Here is a 16,144-nt window from a genome sequence, read left to right on the forward strand (position 1 = left end):
TGCATCTGACCGAGAGTTCAGCCTTTAGTGACAGTAATCTGCTGTCGGGCTGGCTTAGTTATGTGCGGACTGACTACCGTGATTCACTAAGCAACGAATCGCACAATTTCTTCGTACCAGTCAACCTGCTGCTGTGAGGATTGCTGATTATTTTTAGAACTATTAACAGTGTCACCATTCGGTTTGGAATCTTGCTTCTGCTCCATACCTTTGATATCAAATTCAGGTATTAGAGCTATAAAAGGATTACCACGAGTTGGAATTACCAGAGCATATCGAACTCCGGCTTTATCTAACATTTCGCAAGCCTGTCGTAAGACTGACAAAATCTCCTTTTTAACGTTTACAAAGTCTTGTGGATGGTCAAGGATATAACTCGATGTCTGCCCTACAGCAATAAAGCAAACGTTTTTCAGAGATGGGCGGCTAAATCCGGTTTCCCCAGAGAGCGGGGACTGGCCCATGAATAGCCCATGACCTTTTAACCCAGCAGTGAATTTGATGACATAGTTCCAAAAACCCTGCAAATCTTTGGCAGTATCAGCATCAACCATTCCTGGAAGTCCCTTGCCACCACCAAATACAGAGTCCACCTCATCTTGAGCAAGAAATAATTCGGGAACGCCCTGACATTCACCACCAACAATTGATACTCTGGCTTTTTGTTGATCAATCATGCCAGTGGCAAAGGTAATCCAGTTTTTTAATTCTTTCATGCCGTCAAACTTACGGCTAAACTTGCACAGCCATCTGGTGACATCATCCTTTGGCTCGCTGCCGATAACAATTGCTGGCGTTTGAGATTTTGCAGCAATTTTGTTGATAATCACCCCTGCTAAAGTTGATTTGCCAGATTGTGTCCCACCAGAAAGGTAAAAATGGTGATTACTGCGAAGAGTCATATCTTGATTAGATGCAGCATCACACAGTTCATCAATCCAAGCACCATCAATTCTGATGTACTCAGGATAATTAGCTGCGATTGCTTGGAGAACTTTCATCGCACCCGGATTAATCACGGACTGCACAAATTCTTCATCAATATCAGCAATATCGGGATTGGGAATACCAGTCGGTGAGGGTGATTGTTGGGCTGGTGGTTCTGGGAGTGTAACCAACCCTTGCAACTGATATTCAGCAATCCACCGGGGGCGCTCTTGCATTGGTAGCCGATTCACATAATCAGCAACTCGGCGTTTGGCAGCGATCACAGTAGTGACATAATCATAAACAGCTTCACCTTGCAAATGCTGTTTGAGTGATTTCAGGTCAGCTTCTTCTAAAGAGCGGTATACTTTCTGTTTGCCTTCACTAATTTGGGCAGATACTCCAAATAAGCCAGCACTTAGGGTTCCAGCACCAAGTAGCATCCCGGTTGTTATTCGGTCAGTATTTAAGAAAAAAGGAGCAGATAGGCATAATACTGCACTCGCTCCTAAAGAACATAAGATAGTCCGTTCTGCATGAATCACCCCACTGGCAGTCAGACGTTGTAATTCAAATCCCATAATTTACCTCACCCCCAAAGCGACACCAGCTGCAACTAAGGTCAAAAAGACAAATAGAAATATTACCCCAGGCATTAACCCAATGGTGAAAGTCTTGCGGTTGAAACCAAAACCTTTGACGACTAAGCCAGCGAAGTTAAACAACCCCACCGCCAAACCACAAATACAAATCATGCTGATGATCCATACTAAGAATTGACTGACTGGGCTGGCAACTGATAGAAAACCCATTAACATTGACAGCCCGACTCCAGAGACGGCATATCCAACGAAAGATAGTTTCATGCGATCAACTCAAATTAAGGAAGATTTGGTTTTTGACCTCGTTTAATAGGGCAAGCACGAACAACAATGAATTGTTCTGAATTCTTTAGGTTGTGACAGAGTTTGTCATACAATCCATAGCAGTAATCGTTGATGTCTGTAACTTGGTTGGTTTGACTATTAAAGCCAGGGATAACGTAATTAATCACTAAATAAAATTCGTGGGTCATATTTAAAACCTAAAGCTATCACCCACTTCATTGAATGCCTGCTCGTATCCCCCCAACTGGCGTTGCTGTTCCTGGGAACCAAAGGCATGACGAATTACCGCCTCCCCATGTAATCCCCTAGTTCGCTGCAAATCCTCCTCAATCTTCATAGCTTCTTGAGAATATGCCAATTGGTTTTTATACATCTCTGCTAGAGATTGCAACTGTTTGAGGTTGTGTCGGGAGAACTTTGTATGTAGCCACTTCTGTGCCTTCAAATTGCCAGCCACTTCTGCCTCATTCAGAACCTGTTGTGCTGTAGTGTAAGCTGGCAATGTGTAGCGATCGCGGATTGATGAAGGGAGATTTCCTTCAATTTGGGTCGCATCCCCAACTCTTAAATCCGTTGATACTACTCCATCACCTTTACCGCCAAACAAACCAGGAAGCCATTTTCCTAACATTCCTTTCTCCCCTCTAACTACTAATTAAAGAATTCAGCTATTCTGGAGCCAGGAGCCAGAATAAAAAATTGTAGTACTGAATGAATAGACTATAAAGCATTAAACTTTCACCTTTCAAATCTATCTATTCAGTTCTCCTGAATTCTGACTCCTGACTTCTGACTCCTGTGTATAACTCTCTTGCACTTGTTGAACTTGTGAGCCGATATATCGAGTTATGCCATATATGCCCATGAACGAAAACATCAATACTGTTATTGCTGCAATCGCTGTTTGAGCCATCATCCCTCGCTGCATCAATTCCTCAATCTGTCTATTGGAATGGGATCGCGCAATTGACTCATCAATAAGTTGCTGGACTATTAGGAATTCTTCTGAAGATAGGTTTTCTAGTGTCAGCCCCGACAGATTCAACTCTCCGTCCTTCTTCAGGTGAATATTTAATGCTTTGCGATGGGTTTGTTCTTGTTGCTCCATATAATTGCCACGCCCAAAACGAGGGTCAATAGCAGCAGATTCAGTACTGCTGCTACCAAGATCAATTTATTCGGTCGCATCTGCATTGCCAGCAGAGAGATAGAGCGATGCAATCTCCTGACCGAACCGAAAAAAGGCTTCTGGCTCACCTTTATAATTTCTGGCATACTCGGCAATTTCTGCGAGATATTCGTTGGTTACACCATCTAAATCTTCAATAGTTTTTTGCGCTTCTCTATGGGCAAACTCTCTGACTCCCTGGCTAATACCAGTGTTGAAAGCAGAAATTTCTTCCAATTTCTGTTTTGCTTGGTTGGCAAGAGCGATTTTGTAATCGTCCATACCTTCTTGTGCTTTCTTGGTCTTAGCCCTTGGTCTTTTAGCCGCTTTTCCATTTTTCCCATTGCTAGTAGCAAGCGTAGCGGATTGCCCACGCTCAAGAATTATCTGGTCAGCCAGACTCATAGCATCATCATCACTTAATTCATCCCAATCAAATCCACGCTTTTTTAACTCTGCTAATAACTCTTCATCTGAGAGGTTAATGTCATTACCTTGTAACAAAGAACGTAAAACTTCCATCATTGGCTCCTAGCTACGAATGTTCTGATTTTCAGGAAAACTAAATTTGGTTTGAGAAACTAACTTGATAACCCACTTTTGAATTTCATAACTCGTGTAAACTCTATCTACACTAAAAGGGCATTTTATTTCCTGCCCCCAACGGTAAATAGTTGCTACGGAAGGATTTGGCTTTAATCGTTGGAGGGCAAGCCGTAACTCATCACCTTTACAAACCAACTTAGGAAGATTGTCCAAAAAGAAACGATAGCGATTTACATCAGCGATTCTAATAGCTTTATAAGGATTGCGTTTCCTCAATTCGCCATAAGCTTTGACTTGCGACATAAGAGAGGTATCGTCTTCGTCCTTTATGTTCAAGCGTTTTTTAACTCTTTGCCAAGTCCGATCACATACCTTTCTGCCAAATGATCTCTGGTACTCCAACCTCAATCTAGATGCCATTTCCTCCTCTTTTGCGACAAACAAGATTTTTTTTCTTAATCGCTTCTATCCCTTGCTCAATAAGGAATAGGACTCGCCGTGAGAACCTTTAATTAGATTTAATGATGAGAAATTTATTGGTTATAACACCCAAACCCCTTTGATGCCGTAAAATTTTGCTTAGTTTCGGCGACAGATTCTCATGGCTTGTCGCTTCATACATATAAAAATACCCGCTTTTCTTGGGCGGGTCATTACTTGATTAACTAATAGTTAATAAACAGGAGTTAGGAGCCAGAATTCAGTAATCAGAATGGTATTCAGACCTGGAACTTTATTATTGACTACACTTGTGCCTTGTTCTATTACCAGCAAGTTTTCTTGTTTTGTGCGCTGCAAAAATGTCGATTCTTCATCTGTTCTTTGGCCGGAATACCTAACTAACTCTTGACTTTTGACTCCGGACTTCTGACTCCTGACTTCTGACTCCTGTTTCGACAACTAAGCAACAAGATTTCGTTTAAGTTCATAGAGCCTAGCTATTAAAACGAACTTAAGCATATTTCGTGTTCTCTCAGGCATCTGAGGAAATTTAATGCCGGGGCCCCATTTGATCTGCACTGTTTTGAAAGGTACATCGAGTTCTCTTGAAAGAATTGAACAGTACTCTTTGAAAATTCCGCGATCGCTCTCAAGGTATTCTATTGACTCCAGAGACATTCCAGTATAAGCAGATTTTATTTGTCTACAAAAAGTTAATGGAGATATATCTGGAATGCGCGTTTTTGGTAACATCTATAAATCCTCCAAGGTTTGTTGGGGGTAGTGCTTCGGCATGAGCGATCGCAGTCTTAACCCGATGCGATCGCTTAATAAATTTATCGAAATAGAAATCAGGAGCCAGGAGTCAGAACACAATTCGTGTATTCCGACCGAAAAAGCTCATTTTTGACCCCTAGTAAAGAAAGCATATTTAGTGGTCAACTTTCCCATCTGCGGGACTGAATTCTCCCTACTTAATTCTGACTCTTATTTTATTACCATACTGTACCATAGGAAAATTTGCATCTATGACGTAAACTACCGTACCATCAGAAAACTAATTGCTCTACCGAATATGCCGAAACCAGGATTTAAAACCATAACAGTTCCTGATTGGATTATTGAGGAAATTAAGAGACAGCCTGACTATAAAGGGAATCAAGCTGCCACTTTGGGGGCACTTGTTAGGGATAGTGTTGCGGCTCGTGGCGGAGAATTAGAAAACCCAGCAATATTCCTTGCACGAATACTCAATCACTTACCTAATTGGGAGCGGCGCGAATCCTGGGAGTTGGCGCTGACTGTTTTAAGATGGCTACAAGAAAATGAGCATAATGCTGATTGATCAGATTGATAAAATTGGTTCATAGGTAATTTTGGTGCAATGCTTCCTTTGGTAAAACTAATTTGTGGTCAAGATAACACGATTGTAGAAGGAGATTTAGTAGAGCTAGCGCAAAAGCACATTGATGATTATGCCAACAAGTGGAAAGAACAATTAAAATTGCACGGGCAATCAGACAAATTCTGGGACTGGGAGTTTAAACTGGAGTTTGTCATTAATAGACAAGCAAACCGTGAAGGCTTTGCGATTGAATATGAAGATGAAACTCAAGGATTAATGCTGATTGAAACCAAAATGCACGGTTCTCGCTTGGTAGAGGGTAAACGCTTGGTATATATTGACGGTATAGCTACCGCACCTTGGAATCGGACATATATCCAAAGTCCCCCCAAATTAAAAGGTGTTGGGACTGCATTCTTGGCATTTGCCAGAATCCGCAGTATGGAATTAGGGTATGAAGGTAGAGTAGGATTGCATTCACTACCGGGAGTAGAAGAATTTTATGATAGCCAAGGCATGATTGATGTGGGAGAGGATGAAGATTACGACGATCTAGTCTATTTTGAGTACGGAGTTTTCCGTTCTCCTGGATAAGGTAGCAAAGGTAAATAAATGAGCCAGCAGGAACAGAGTGATAATCAAAGCACCTTTAACCAAGAAAATGCAGTAAATCCAATGGGTTTATTATTTGATGAAGAATGGTTGCGAAAAGGTGTTGAAGCTGAGGATAAAGTTGGTGGCAATATTGGTGCTGGATTAGATTGGGGTTCAGCATTTGGCTTCTTAGCATTCAATCTAGAACTTTTGGGACGTTTCACAACATTGCGTATTTCTCTAAATAGAGAAGTGCGGTTGCTGCTGAATAATTGGAATTTAGGCACAGCTACGAAAATTGCCGTAAAATCTGCAAGAGAAAGAATACTTGAAAATTTTAGATTGCCGACACCAGAGGTAAGAGAATACATACTTGCTACTCTGGAAAATGATGAACTTTATGGTGAAGAATTCATTTCTAATCGAGAGATACTGCGCGAACTGCTTGGGTTGTTGTTAAGACAAGAAGATTGGGAAACCATTGCAGCAGTTACAGCAGATTCGTTAAAGCAAGAAATTATACATCAAGCTGTTAGTGACAAAATTTCGGCGTGAGTTTGAGAATTAGGCGCTTGACAATTCATTAATTTTTAGAGCATTTGCTCCGATCTGAGTACTGCGCTCAACGGCGGGTACTTCCTACAGGCTCCTTCGATTGTGCGGGGGTTGGCTTTTGTTTGGTTTTGTCCGGAATAAAATATGTTACTGCACCAATCCCAGCCATTCCACCGCCTATGATATACATAATGTTTTTAGTGAAGTATTGGGAGCCGATGTATCCAAAGGTGATAGCTGCCACCGTTGTGACAATCATTTGAGGTAGTTTCATAATTTAGAATCTTGTTGTTTGTTTAATAAATGAAGCAATGATTCTTGCTCTTTGACAATTGGTACGTACTATTCGTTAATTTGTTGCTGAGGCTTTTCACCGAATGAAGCACTAGCAACAAAGCTGGAAAACCCAACAAACATCCAACCCAAGCAGATATGTTTTCGTACCTGCCATTCATACTGCTTACTAAGGGTAATTGGTTTTGTGTTCGCTTCAATAATCTCTAACCCCCAACATGAAAGCGTACCTATCCCAAACAAGCAACTACTGGCAATAGAGGCAATCGTGATTGTATCTAGAATCCGAACAGTCAAACGCGGATTTATTACAACAGGCTTTTGTTGACGGCGATTACGGAGCAGAGCTAATTTCTCTGTGTTTACACGCTCTATATGCTCTTGTTCGATTAGAGGGTAAGCGATTTGTTGAGTATTCCTCATTTGTTATTACCAGAATGTAATTTTAACAGCATCCATATCAGTGAAAACATAATAAGCTTCCGTTAGAGGTTGTACTACATTCCACAGAGGGGGATCAATTTTTCTTTAGTAAGAATTCAATTGCTGAATTCTTTTTTAATCATTTTCCAGAAACAGTTGAATGCTGTTTGACTGCTGGGCGATCCTTTCCACCTCATTAATTGCCTCTACTACTTCTCCTAAAACATTGAACGCGTCATTTAGCACCACATCATTTGATGTAGAAAAATGCTCTGACGATTGAAGCCTGCGATAATCCTTACTACTCCCCACAAGCCGCAATGTATATTGACATCCTTGCAAGATAGTCCGAATCTCTGATGTAGTTAATTTGATTTCCATCGTTGTTTCTTTCCCTAAAATTTATCTCGTTGAATACTCAAACTAGCTCCGACTAAAGAAGTCCCTAAGAAGGCAGAAAAACTGACCAACATTGCACCTAAGCAAATGTTCTTCTGTTGCTGCCACCCAGAGATGGTTATGTTGGGATTATTAGTCTCAATAATCTCCATTCCCCAACAAGCCATTGCCCCTACTCCTGAAAAGCCAGTCAAGAGCAGAGAGACAATTGCAGTTGTTTCTATGGTGCGGTCGATAAAAATCCTGGGGTTGAATCTTCTCCTAGTACGGCGACGAAGAACCATTTTACTCTTGTGGTCTAATTGAGATTGGTAAACAACTTGTTTGTGATTAGTCATTTGGAATCCTCCAATTCAATAAAAAAACCTGCACCAGTATTCTTAATTTTTACCTTTCTTTGATTGACTAGCATTTGAATCACGCTAAGACTGAATTTGATATGACACAATCGAGCGCTACCCCCACAGAAAACTCCTGATAAGTTTGGGAGCCTTGTCTCTTTAGAGCAAGGAGGAAAAACGAACAGCGACTTTAGTCGCCTAAGCTGTATAGCTATAACCATCAGCACGGTGAATCACCTGTAGATATCTTGGATGAACATCGAAAATCTTGGTGGACGCTAGCTTAAAACTCGGTCGAGAACGAACAGTGATTCGCCCTACCCATCGCCCTGCAAATTTACCTGAGGCAACAACAGCGCGTACTAAGTCGCCCGTCTGAAAGCCAAACCAGCTTTTCTGATTAGTGCGATGTCTATTGGGAAATCCAAACTTGTCAGTGCCGCACATCTGCCGCGTTCCGTGTCCTTTTGCCGTAATCAGCAACGGATTTGAGGTCAACACTTCAAGCGATTCGACTTGACCAACACAAGCCGCATCTAGCCAATGAGATTTAGGCAGATCTAATCGAGTGCGATTGAACTTGGTTTGTCCGCCTGTCCCAGTTGTGACTAGCAAGCCTGTTTCTTTCAACGCGTGAAACAATGCCCAACGGGTTGAATTAACGGCGGCAGCGTCTTTGAGTGGGGATTTTGTTTGCTTGAGAATACGATTGAGTAAATCAGGTTTGTCCGAGAGAAAATTTGGGATGAGAAAAACGCTGTTGTTGATTTTGATGGTTTCCATAATTGCGTTGTTGTTACTAAAAATTGCGTTGATACTGGATAGTGTTCGACTTAGCTATTTATGACAGTGCAGGATTGCTTTTAACTAATAAGTCAGCAGTTCAGCAATTTTGAATTAATAATGCGTGAATTTTGAACTGTTTTGACTTCAACAATTTCCTCGACGCACCCCATTGCCTCAGCCAAATAGTGCAGAACATCATCAGCACTCGATTACAACATTCTCAATACCAGCATCCAAGATACCTTTACTGCAATAGACCGCTTCGAGTGGCAGGCAATAGAAGAACTGCGGGTGATGCGAAATAACGGCTATTACTCTGATGCTGGTTATGCCAGTTTTGAAGATTATTGCGAAAAAGAACTAACCAAGCACGGTGGGTATCGTCGGGTTAGGGATTTGTTGTCTGCGAAAAAGGTAGTTGATACTCTGCCAGAGGAACTCAGGGAAAAGATTACTAAACCCTCTCAAACTCGCCCCTTACTCCGGCTGGTTAAAACTCCTGATAAGTTACAGGAAGTCGTAGCGATCGCAGCCAAAGAAAAACCCTTCCCCACTGCCGCCGATTTCGCCAAAGCAGTACAACTTGTCGCACCAACAACTAAACGCTCCACAAAAAGCGAAAACCCCAAAACGCAATTGTGTAATTCTGTCACTGTTTCACAAGAATCACACCCAAGGTATGGGGATTCGGGAGTGATTGAAGCAGACGCACCAAATCATTGGCAGCAGATTGTGACTTTTCCTGATGGTGAAAGGCTTTTGGTCAACAATGCTGATTTGGATGCCCCAAGCGTTCCATTCCCCAGAGAGCGGAACTATCCACCAGAATATACAGAAGCGATCATGGCACTTAAAGAGCAACACCAGCAGGAGCTAGAGCGTTTACAGCAGGAATTGAGGATTGGGCTACAGTCAGAAGCCACAGCCAGAGCCGAAGAACAAGTAAGTGAGCAAATCCAATCTCTGCAACAACTGTTTAAACAACAGAAAGAAGAAAATATCCAGTTACAGCAGCGATTGGATGAAATGGAGGGGTTACGAAAACTGGAGATTGAAAACCAACAACTCCAGCAGCGCATTCAGGAATTGGAACGCGCCGTTGAACAGCGTCCTTTGCAACAGTGGGGGAATACCATGACGCAACAGGCGACTAAAGTTTTGAACAAGCAGGTGAAACAGGCGTTAGAAAAGACAATTGATTTGCGATCGCTGGCCCAGGAACCCCCAAAAGAAAATGCACAAGAATGCTTACGACTCATGGGTATGGCATTGAAGAATCTTGCCAGTGCGATGAACAACACCCAAGCGCTCGAAGCTGCGGCCATAATTCTGGGGAGTGAGCCGACACCATCTGTGATCGCATATCGAGCCGAGCAACTAGAAATACTACCCCAAGCTGTTAGTGATATTAGACGGGTGCTTCAACTTTGGCGATCGCTAATCAAACTCAGGGGCAAGTAGAACAAAGTAATTCCGCTTCGCTGTTGGCTGAAAACTCAGTTTTGGGTGTAGAAATCAAAGCAGTTCATGAAGGTACTTGTTCCGCCGCGTCGCCTGCCCAAATTGAAAAATCTTCAACTTCAGCGATCGCAGATCAGAAAATAGAACCGAGTCGCCCCTCTGCTGAGTTAATGACTGAAAGTTCAGTTTCGGGTAGAGAAGTCAAAGCGGATCATGAGGGTGAAAGTTCCGCCGCGCCCGTGCCAAATCCTGAAAAATGGTCGCATGAGGCGATTGTTGCGAGGTCAAATATGCGACCTGTAAGAAGGGAAAAACTGAATCGAGCGGCGAATTCAGGGGAGAATCCGGGGTTTGACTTTTTGCAGGAGTGCTGGAGTGATGATCCGGCTTTGCAGATTGTGATCAAAAAACTATTAGCGAAGTTTCCGCAGTGGAGAATTGTGGCTGTGGATGGGGTATTGGTAGATTGGGAGGAGTAGTGAGTCTGTACAACAGTCTATAAACTAAACTATTCATATTGTTATTTACGTATTTGTAATGTCTCGGACAAAACGTAACTTGCAATTCTGGATTTTGCTACCACATTACAACCTGTTGCAACCTTTGAGTTTCGCTTAACACGGCTGGAATGTCGTGAAGTGTTGCTTTATGCCATCAAGAAAGCACAGTCAAAGTATGGATTTAAACTTTATGCCCTGTGTATTATGAGCAATTTACTTAAGCTAATCTGCATTTAAGCTGCAATATAGCTACTATTCCCCTTATTTGTGATTTTCCAATACCATTTAATCACTAACTCGTCCTGATTTAATAGTTTATCTAGTAAAGATTTCAATTCATCTACTGATTTAAATAGACGATGAGCGAATGAGCGACAAATTTTCTGTTCTCTACGAACAACGTTCATCCGTAACATCAACTTCGCAACTGCTTTTAAAATTTTAATTCAGTGTTAGCGTACACCTAAGTTTAAGCAACCTACCCTCTTAGAGATTCCCCTAAATCTATCTTAAACAGCGTAACTTTGAGGCTCTTCTTCCCCCCTTTTTTAAGGGAGGTTAGCGAAGATAAGCAAATATTTGATAGTTCTCAGATGCCCTCTGAGATGGTGGATTTAAGCATTTGTTTACTATATTTAAACTCTTACCTACTTTTCAAGGATAATTTCGGATTATTATATGTTTGCTGATTAACAGACATAGTATATATTAGTATTAAAGCCCATAAAATATTTAGCAATCGCTCTTCGGAGAAAACTTGTTGATTTCTTAATTTATGTATAGTTCATTTTTTTTCACAACAAATCTAAAACTGTCAGATGCTACTAAACATGAAAAAAATTAAATTTAAAAGCAATGCTGGTAAACTGACTGCACTTTTAATTTTAATCACCATTTTATTGACACCGTTTATAATCGTCAATGCTGGAGAACGTGGTGTATTAATGCAGTTTGGCGAAGTACAGGAAACAGTACTAGGAGAAGGAATACATATAATAATTCCTATTATTAATTCTGTAAAAAAACTCAGTGTGAGAGTTCAAAAGCAAGATATTTCTGCTGAGGCTTCTTCTAAAGATTTACAAAATGTGTTTATAAATGTAGCATTAAACTGGCATATTATACCTGAAGAAACTAATATAATCTTTCAAAACATTGGTGATGAAAAAGATGTAGTTGAAAAAATTATCAATCCAGCAATAGAAGAAGTGCTAAAAGCAGTGATAGCAAGATATACGGCTGAAGAAATAGTAACTAAACGAGGAGAAGTAAAATCTGGAGTTGATGATACATTGACTACAAGACTGCATAACTACCACATAGTAGTTGATGATATTTCACTAGTTAATCTCAGTTTTTCTAATCAATTTAATCAGGCAGTAGAGGCAAAACAGATTGCAGAACAAGATGCAAAACGAGCCGATTTTATTGCCTTGAAAGCAGCAAAACAAGCAGAGGCTAATGTCAATTTAGCTAAAGGAGAAGTAGAAATAAATAAATTGTTACGTGAAAATTTGACTAATGAAATTTTAGAAAGACAAGCAATAGAAAAATGGGATGGTAAATTACCTCTAATTATGTCTAAGGATGCTCCTAAACTTTTCAATATGAATGAGATTTTAAAATTAAAATAACCATAAAACATTAATACTGGTTTTATGGCTAAGTGGAAGGGAATAAATTAGGAGTATCAATAATATGCAGATGGATTAACGCCACAATCAAAAAAGTATATACAGTGGAAGAAACTAAGCCTGTTAATAATTCTTTTTTTAAGTTGTGTTTTTGGGTTTGTTTTTGTAAAACATCAATCGCCCCTGCTTGCATCAAAAGAATACCAATAATGTTAGATAGCCAGTAACCAAGGATGACACAAGGCATCAGTAATTTAGGTGAAAAAAGGCTGCAAATATAACCGAAGGCATAAGCGATTGGTAAGTTGAATACCAAATCATTCCACCAGCATAAGGGTGATAATAAATATCCAATGACTAAGAAGAATCCACCTCTTAGCTTCTGCAACAATATTTTGGGTAGGCTTTCTGGAGTTAGTGATGAAAATTCTTGATCACCTGTTTTGATACTTGTCATAATACAGTAATTCTAGCGGCTTCCCGTAGTTTATAGCAAAATACGAAATAAGTCCAGCCGTCAACACAAGTTTGATTTCAGATAGGTAGAAATTACACGTAATGATGCTGTGTAAAAAAGCCTATTCTTATGAATACAAAATTTTTATTCTTCATTTATTAATTGGTGTTCCTCTGGGAATAATTTCGTTTCACTCGCTGGCTGTTCACTGATGATATTTGCTGACTGTGAAAATGGACGAATAATTAAACTCACGCCAATTGCCCAAGCGATCGCTACCATCCAACCTGCAATAATGTCACTGGGAAAATGTACTCCTAAATATAGGCGTGTCCAGCCAATGGCCAAGATAAACACACTACCCAACATCACTGTTAACCAGCACCAAACACTATCCCAAGTTAAAACTACCAAAATAACAATCAACGTCATACTTGTCATAGCATGACCACTAGGGAATGAATAATCAAATTCTGGTGCAGCTGAAGTCCACATATCAGGACGGACTCTATGCCAAAATTCCTTGGCTGTGCGTTTGATAGTGGCACTACCAGCCGTAGTAATCAGTAAATAAGTGAGCGATCGCCAACGACGTTGTAATAGTAAAATCAGAGCGATCACGCTCAGAGTAGGTAACACAGTCCAAAAGGAACCCATTTTAGTTAGCAGCACGGCAAATTCATCTAGCTGTAGCTGTGCTACAGAGTGAATCGCGACTAAAATCGATAAGTCCCAAGGAAATCCACCTTGATTTTGCTCCACCTTGAACGCCAGCAATCCAAAAATTTGTAGTGGTAGATATACCCCCACGAACAGCAGCAACAAAGAACGCCAATGGTTAATCAGCAATTTTTGCCCAAACGCTATGGGTGACTGTGGTTTTGACCGTAATGTTTGCTTTTCTAACTTTACCATACTAAATACGATATTTCGCTGGAATTAAAGTAGTTTTTTGAATAACTAGTAATTATTTTACTACTGAGGCATGAATATCTGCTAAACAGTCTTTTTCTAGAAAAAATCCTATAAAGTTTGTATAAAATAACACTAAACTTTTGTATACTTTCACAAAAATGTAGACTTTGATTATATTTTAAATATAAAATACGGTAAACAGGTAGATTTTTAGTATTTAGTGGAAATTTTTCCACATTTATTTAAAACTTGCAGTTGCCTAAAACAGTTTGCACAACAGCATTCAAACCAATCTTTTCGTTTCAGGTAAACACAAACGTATCTACAAAACCCCAGGTAAGGACAGAAGTATGGATTTTTTCTTATTGCCTTTCTTCAGCTTTCTAGTGGGAATTATTGTTGGTTTGACAGGAGTTGGTGGTGCTTCTCTCATTACCCCGATGTTGATTTTTGTTTTTCAAGTACCGCCTGCTGTGGCAGTAAGTTCTGATGTCGTTGCAGCCACACTAATGAAAGTTGTTGGTAGCATCAAACACTGGCAACAACAAACCCTTGATGTGCAGGCGGTGAAATGGTTAGCTTTAGGAAGCGTTCCCGGTTCTCTTGTTGGGGTAGGGATACTACACCTGATTAAACAGCAAAAAGAGCATCAACTGAACCATATTACCCTACACTTACTAGGTTTAACAATTCTGTTAGTTACTAGTATTAGCTTTGGTACAAATGCTGCTGTTGACTTTCTTCCCCAATCTCCAGTTACCTAAACTCCCCAAATTTGACTTAACAACTCAACTAGGACGCTTGCAGACAATAAGTATAGGAGCATTTTTAGGTTGTATTGTTGGTTTGACAAGCGTCGCTTCCGGCTCAATGTTTGCCTTAGTACTGATTACATTTTTCCGCTTGGATGCTAAGAAGTTGGTAGGAACAGATATATTTCTCAAGCAGCAATTCTCCTACTATTTACTGCGGTTGGGCACCTCACATTGGGAACAGTTGATTGGAGTTTAGTCCTACCGATATGGCTTGGCTCAGTACCAGGTGTATTACTAGGAGCTAAAATCTGCCAATCTGTACCTTAAAAACCATTGCAGTTTATGGTTTACTTTATTTTAATGATGGTGAGTGCCAAGCTAGTTTATTAGTTTTCCAAGGGCTGGGATGAAAAGGAAGATTATTTATCTCCCTCCTTTCTTAAACACGCCCAAAAACTCCGATTGCACCTTCTAATTCAGCTCCGCGTAAGTTAGCTCCATTTATATTTGCATTAGTGAGATTTGCTTTCTCCAAGTCAGCATTTTGGAGATTTGCCCCTTGTAAATTTGCTCCTTGTAGGTTGGCTTTTTCTAAATCGGCATCAAATAAATTTGCTCCTTGTAGATTTGCTTGTGCAATATTGGCTTTGCCTAAATCTACTCCCTGCAAGTTTGCTAACTTGAGGTTGATTCCTTGTAAATTAGCTTTTTCAAATTTGACATTTTGCAAGTTTGCTGATTCTAAATTAGCACCTAGCAGGTTTACCCCTTCAAAAGATACTCCATTTAAGTTACATCCGACACATTCATTAGTTTCCAATAAACGTCTCACGTTTGCTGTAATTGATTCGGCAGGTAACACTATGGGAGATTCTACCGGAGCAGATGTAGATGGGGTTAGATTAGGTGATGTTTCCACTTGAGCTAGGGCGTGGGGTTGGTTAAGCAGAGAAAATATCATTACAAGCCCTAAAATCCAGGAAGTGATTTTTTTGAAGTTGAATGTGTTCATGAGTTTCTCTTTGTGATTTTTTGAGAGTTTTTAAACGTAGAGGTTGGCGCAGGGTAGGAACGCAGAGTATTTCTGAGAAAGATCCTTTAATTAGAAAACATGGCAAGAGTCGGAAAGAGTCGATAGTTTTCACTGTCCATTAAAATGGAGTATCCCAACCAAATTAAGGCAAGGTAATTTTTAAGTTGAGGGCAGATTAAACTTTTATTAGGCTGCTCTGTCTAGCATTAGCAGACAATAAGTTTTGTAATTTTTTTGATCGCTATCAAATCAACTGGTAATTCCTGAATGAGCGTTTTTTCAGCAAGTTATACAAAATTGCATCTAAATTTAATATTATTGCTTTCGGTTTAATAAAAGCAAATATTCTTTGTGATTAAAAGGATAAACACAGTTTATTAAAAATTTACTACTACTTTTTGTGTTAAAGCTAATTACAATTAGAAATTTATAAAATTAAAAACAAATATTCAATATGAGAGGTATTGTCACGCAGCGCAACGCACCATCCTTATTTATCTCAGTGTATTATAAAGAAACAAATTAAATGTCCCCCTTAGACATCTCCAAAATAGTAACATTCTGTGGTAAAAGAACATCAGATATCTTTTTTGACACAGAAACATGAGCGATATACTGAACCACATTAAAGAAAATCCTAAAGAAACACAGAGGTTAATTGGTCTAGGGTATGAACAGTTACA

At 40.0% G+C, this 16,144-nt stretch carries 21 protein-coding genes and 2 pseudogenes; 7 read left to right on the forward strand and 16 right to left on the reverse strand.

Annotated elements, in window-relative coordinates:
• Positions 1-86: 86 nt before the first annotated feature.
• The 7 genes from H6G97_RS32765 to H6G97_RS32795 form a co-directional block, all read right to left on the reverse strand.
• Positions 87-1,508 (reverse strand): ATP-binding protein, encoded by a 1,422-nt coding sequence (locus H6G97_RS32765; protein WP_242055540.1) that lies wholly within the window; start codon positions 1,506-1,508, stop codon positions 87-89.
• Between the two features lie 3 nt (positions 1,509-1,511).
• Positions 1,512-1,793, reverse strand: a complete 282-nt coding sequence (locus H6G97_RS32770) for a hypothetical protein (RefSeq protein ID WP_190944629.1) — start codon at positions 1,791-1,793, stop codon at positions 1,512-1,514.
• Between the two features lie 14 nt (positions 1,794-1,807).
• The gene (locus H6G97_RS32775) at positions 1,808-2,002 is read right to left on the reverse strand and encodes a hypothetical protein (protein WP_190944630.1); all 195 of its coding nucleotides are present in this window, start codon (positions 2,000-2,002) and stop codon (positions 1,808-1,810) included.
• 2 nt (positions 2,003-2,004) lie between these two features.
• The gene (locus tag H6G97_RS32780; RefSeq protein ID WP_190944631.1) at positions 2,005-2,445 is read right to left on the reverse strand and encodes a hypothetical protein; all 441 of its coding nucleotides are present in this window, start codon (positions 2,443-2,445) and stop codon (positions 2,005-2,007) included.
• Positions 2,446-2,565: 120 nt separating this feature from the next.
• Positions 2,566-2,922 (reverse strand): hypothetical protein, encoded by a 357-nt coding sequence (locus H6G97_RS32785; RefSeq protein WP_190944632.1) that lies wholly within the window; start codon positions 2,920-2,922, stop codon positions 2,566-2,568.
• A gap of 66 nt (positions 2,923-2,988) precedes the next feature.
• Positions 2,989-3,507 carry a hypothetical protein gene (locus tag H6G97_RS32790; RefSeq protein ID WP_242055541.1) on the reverse strand — a complete coding sequence of 173 codons (519 nt, stop codon included), beginning with the start codon at positions 3,505-3,507 and terminating at the stop codon, positions 2,989-2,991.
• 6 nt (positions 3,508-3,513) lie between these two features.
• On the reverse strand, positions 3,514-3,831 hold the full coding sequence (locus H6G97_RS32795; protein ID WP_242055543.1) for a hypothetical protein: 318 nt from the start codon (positions 3,829-3,831) through the stop codon (positions 3,514-3,516).
• 1,213 nt (positions 3,832-5,044) lie between these two features.
• Between H6G97_RS32795 and H6G97_RS32800 the strand changes: the two genes are divergently transcribed.
• The 3 genes from H6G97_RS32800 to H6G97_RS32810 are packed head-to-tail and all read left to right on the forward strand — an operon-like array spanning position 5,045 to position 6,463.
• Complete coding sequence (locus tag H6G97_RS32800) at positions 5,045-5,314, forward strand: hypothetical protein (protein ID WP_190944634.1); 270 nt, start codon at positions 5,045-5,047, stop codon at positions 5,312-5,314.
• Between the two features lie 39 nt (positions 5,315-5,353).
• The gene (locus H6G97_RS32805; RefSeq protein WP_190944635.1) at positions 5,354-5,908 is read left to right on the forward strand and encodes a GNAT family N-acetyltransferase; all 555 of its coding nucleotides are present in this window, start codon (positions 5,354-5,356) and stop codon (positions 5,906-5,908) included.
• A gap of 18 nt (positions 5,909-5,926) precedes the next feature.
• Positions 5,927-6,463, forward strand: coding sequence for a hypothetical protein (locus H6G97_RS32810; RefSeq protein WP_190944636.1), 537 nt, complete (start codon positions 5,927-5,929; stop codon positions 6,461-6,463).
• A 67-nt stretch (positions 6,464-6,530) separates the two neighbouring features.
• Here the strand turns inward: H6G97_RS32810 and H6G97_RS32815 are convergent, their stop codons facing one another.
• From H6G97_RS32815 to H6G97_RS32835, 5 genes are all read right to left on the reverse strand, one after another.
• Entirely contained in the window at positions 6,531-6,737 is a 207-nt protein-coding gene (locus H6G97_RS32815; RefSeq protein WP_190944637.1) for a hypothetical protein, read from the reverse strand.
• A gap of 68 nt (positions 6,738-6,805) precedes the next feature.
• On the reverse strand, positions 6,806-7,180 hold the full coding sequence (locus H6G97_RS32820; protein ID WP_190944638.1) for a hypothetical protein: 375 nt from the start codon (positions 7,178-7,180) through the stop codon (positions 6,806-6,808).
• Between the two features lie 135 nt (positions 7,181-7,315).
• A complete protein-coding gene (locus tag H6G97_RS32825; RefSeq protein ID WP_190944639.1) occupies positions 7,316-7,561 on the reverse strand; it encodes a hypothetical protein in 246 nt (81 codons plus the stop codon).
• A gap of 14 nt (positions 7,562-7,575) precedes the next feature.
• On the reverse strand, positions 7,576-7,917 hold the full coding sequence (locus H6G97_RS32830; RefSeq protein WP_190944640.1) for a hypothetical protein: 342 nt from the start codon (positions 7,915-7,917) through the stop codon (positions 7,576-7,578).
• A gap of 201 nt (positions 7,918-8,118) precedes the next feature.
• Positions 8,119-8,703 carry a hypothetical protein gene (locus H6G97_RS32835; RefSeq protein ID WP_190944641.1) on the reverse strand — a complete coding sequence of 195 codons (585 nt, stop codon included), beginning with the start codon at positions 8,701-8,703 and terminating at the stop codon, positions 8,119-8,121.
• Positions 8,704-8,997: 294 nt separating this feature from the next.
• On the opposite strand from H6G97_RS32835, the gene H6G97_RS53185 reads away from it, so the two are divergent.
• A complete protein-coding gene (locus H6G97_RS53185) occupies positions 8,998-10,167 on the forward strand; it encodes a hypothetical protein (protein ID WP_338421883.1) in 1,170 nt (389 codons plus the stop codon).
• Complete coding sequence (locus H6G97_RS53190; RefSeq protein WP_242055544.1) at positions 10,134-10,646, forward strand: hypothetical protein; 513 nt, start codon at positions 10,134-10,136, stop codon at positions 10,644-10,646. The genes H6G97_RS53185 and H6G97_RS53190 overlap by 34 nt, the downstream gene beginning before the upstream one ends.
• Positions 10,647-10,900: 254 nt before the next feature.
• On the opposite strand, the pseudogene H6G97_RS32850 reads toward H6G97_RS53190, so the two are convergent.
• Positions 10,901-11,035: pseudogene (locus H6G97_RS32850) on the reverse strand (IS630 family transposase); the annotation flags it as partial.
• 462 nt (positions 11,036-11,497) lie between these two features.
• On the opposite strand from H6G97_RS32850, the gene H6G97_RS32855 reads away from it, so the two are divergent.
• Entirely contained in the window at positions 11,498-12,301 is an 804-nt protein-coding gene (locus H6G97_RS32855) for a prohibitin family protein (protein WP_190944642.1), read from the forward strand.
• 28 nt (positions 12,302-12,329) lie between these two features.
• On the opposite strand, the gene H6G97_RS32860 is transcribed toward H6G97_RS32855, so the two are convergent.
• Positions 12,330-12,758, reverse strand: coding sequence for a DUF7980 family protein (locus tag H6G97_RS32860; RefSeq protein ID WP_190944643.1), 429 nt, complete (start codon positions 12,756-12,758; stop codon positions 12,330-12,332).
• 144 nt (positions 12,759-12,902) lie between these two features.
• Positions 12,903-13,673: a phosphatase PAP2 family protein gene (locus tag H6G97_RS32865; RefSeq protein ID WP_190944644.1), complete on the reverse strand. Its 771-nt coding sequence runs from the start codon at positions 13,671-13,673 to the stop codon at positions 12,903-12,905.
• A 350-nt stretch (positions 13,674-14,023) separates the two neighbouring features.
• Here H6G97_RS32865 and H6G97_RS32870 point away from each other — a divergent pair.
• Positions 14,024-14,818, forward strand: a pseudogene (locus tag H6G97_RS32870) (sulfite exporter TauE/SafE family protein).
• Between the two features lie 49 nt (positions 14,819-14,867).
• Here the strand turns inward: H6G97_RS32870 and H6G97_RS32875 are convergent.
• The gene (locus tag H6G97_RS32875) at positions 14,868-15,440 is read right to left on the reverse strand and encodes a pentapeptide repeat-containing protein (protein ID WP_190944645.1); all 573 of its coding nucleotides are present in this window, start codon (positions 15,438-15,440) and stop codon (positions 14,868-14,870) included.
• Positions 15,441-16,144: the final 704 nt, after the last annotated feature.

The organism is Nostoc flagelliforme FACHB-838 (assembly GCF_014698065.1).
In the GTDB taxonomy this organism is placed as follows: domain Bacteria; phylum Cyanobacteriota; class Cyanobacteriia; order Cyanobacteriales; family Nostocaceae; genus Nostoc; species Nostoc flagelliforme_B.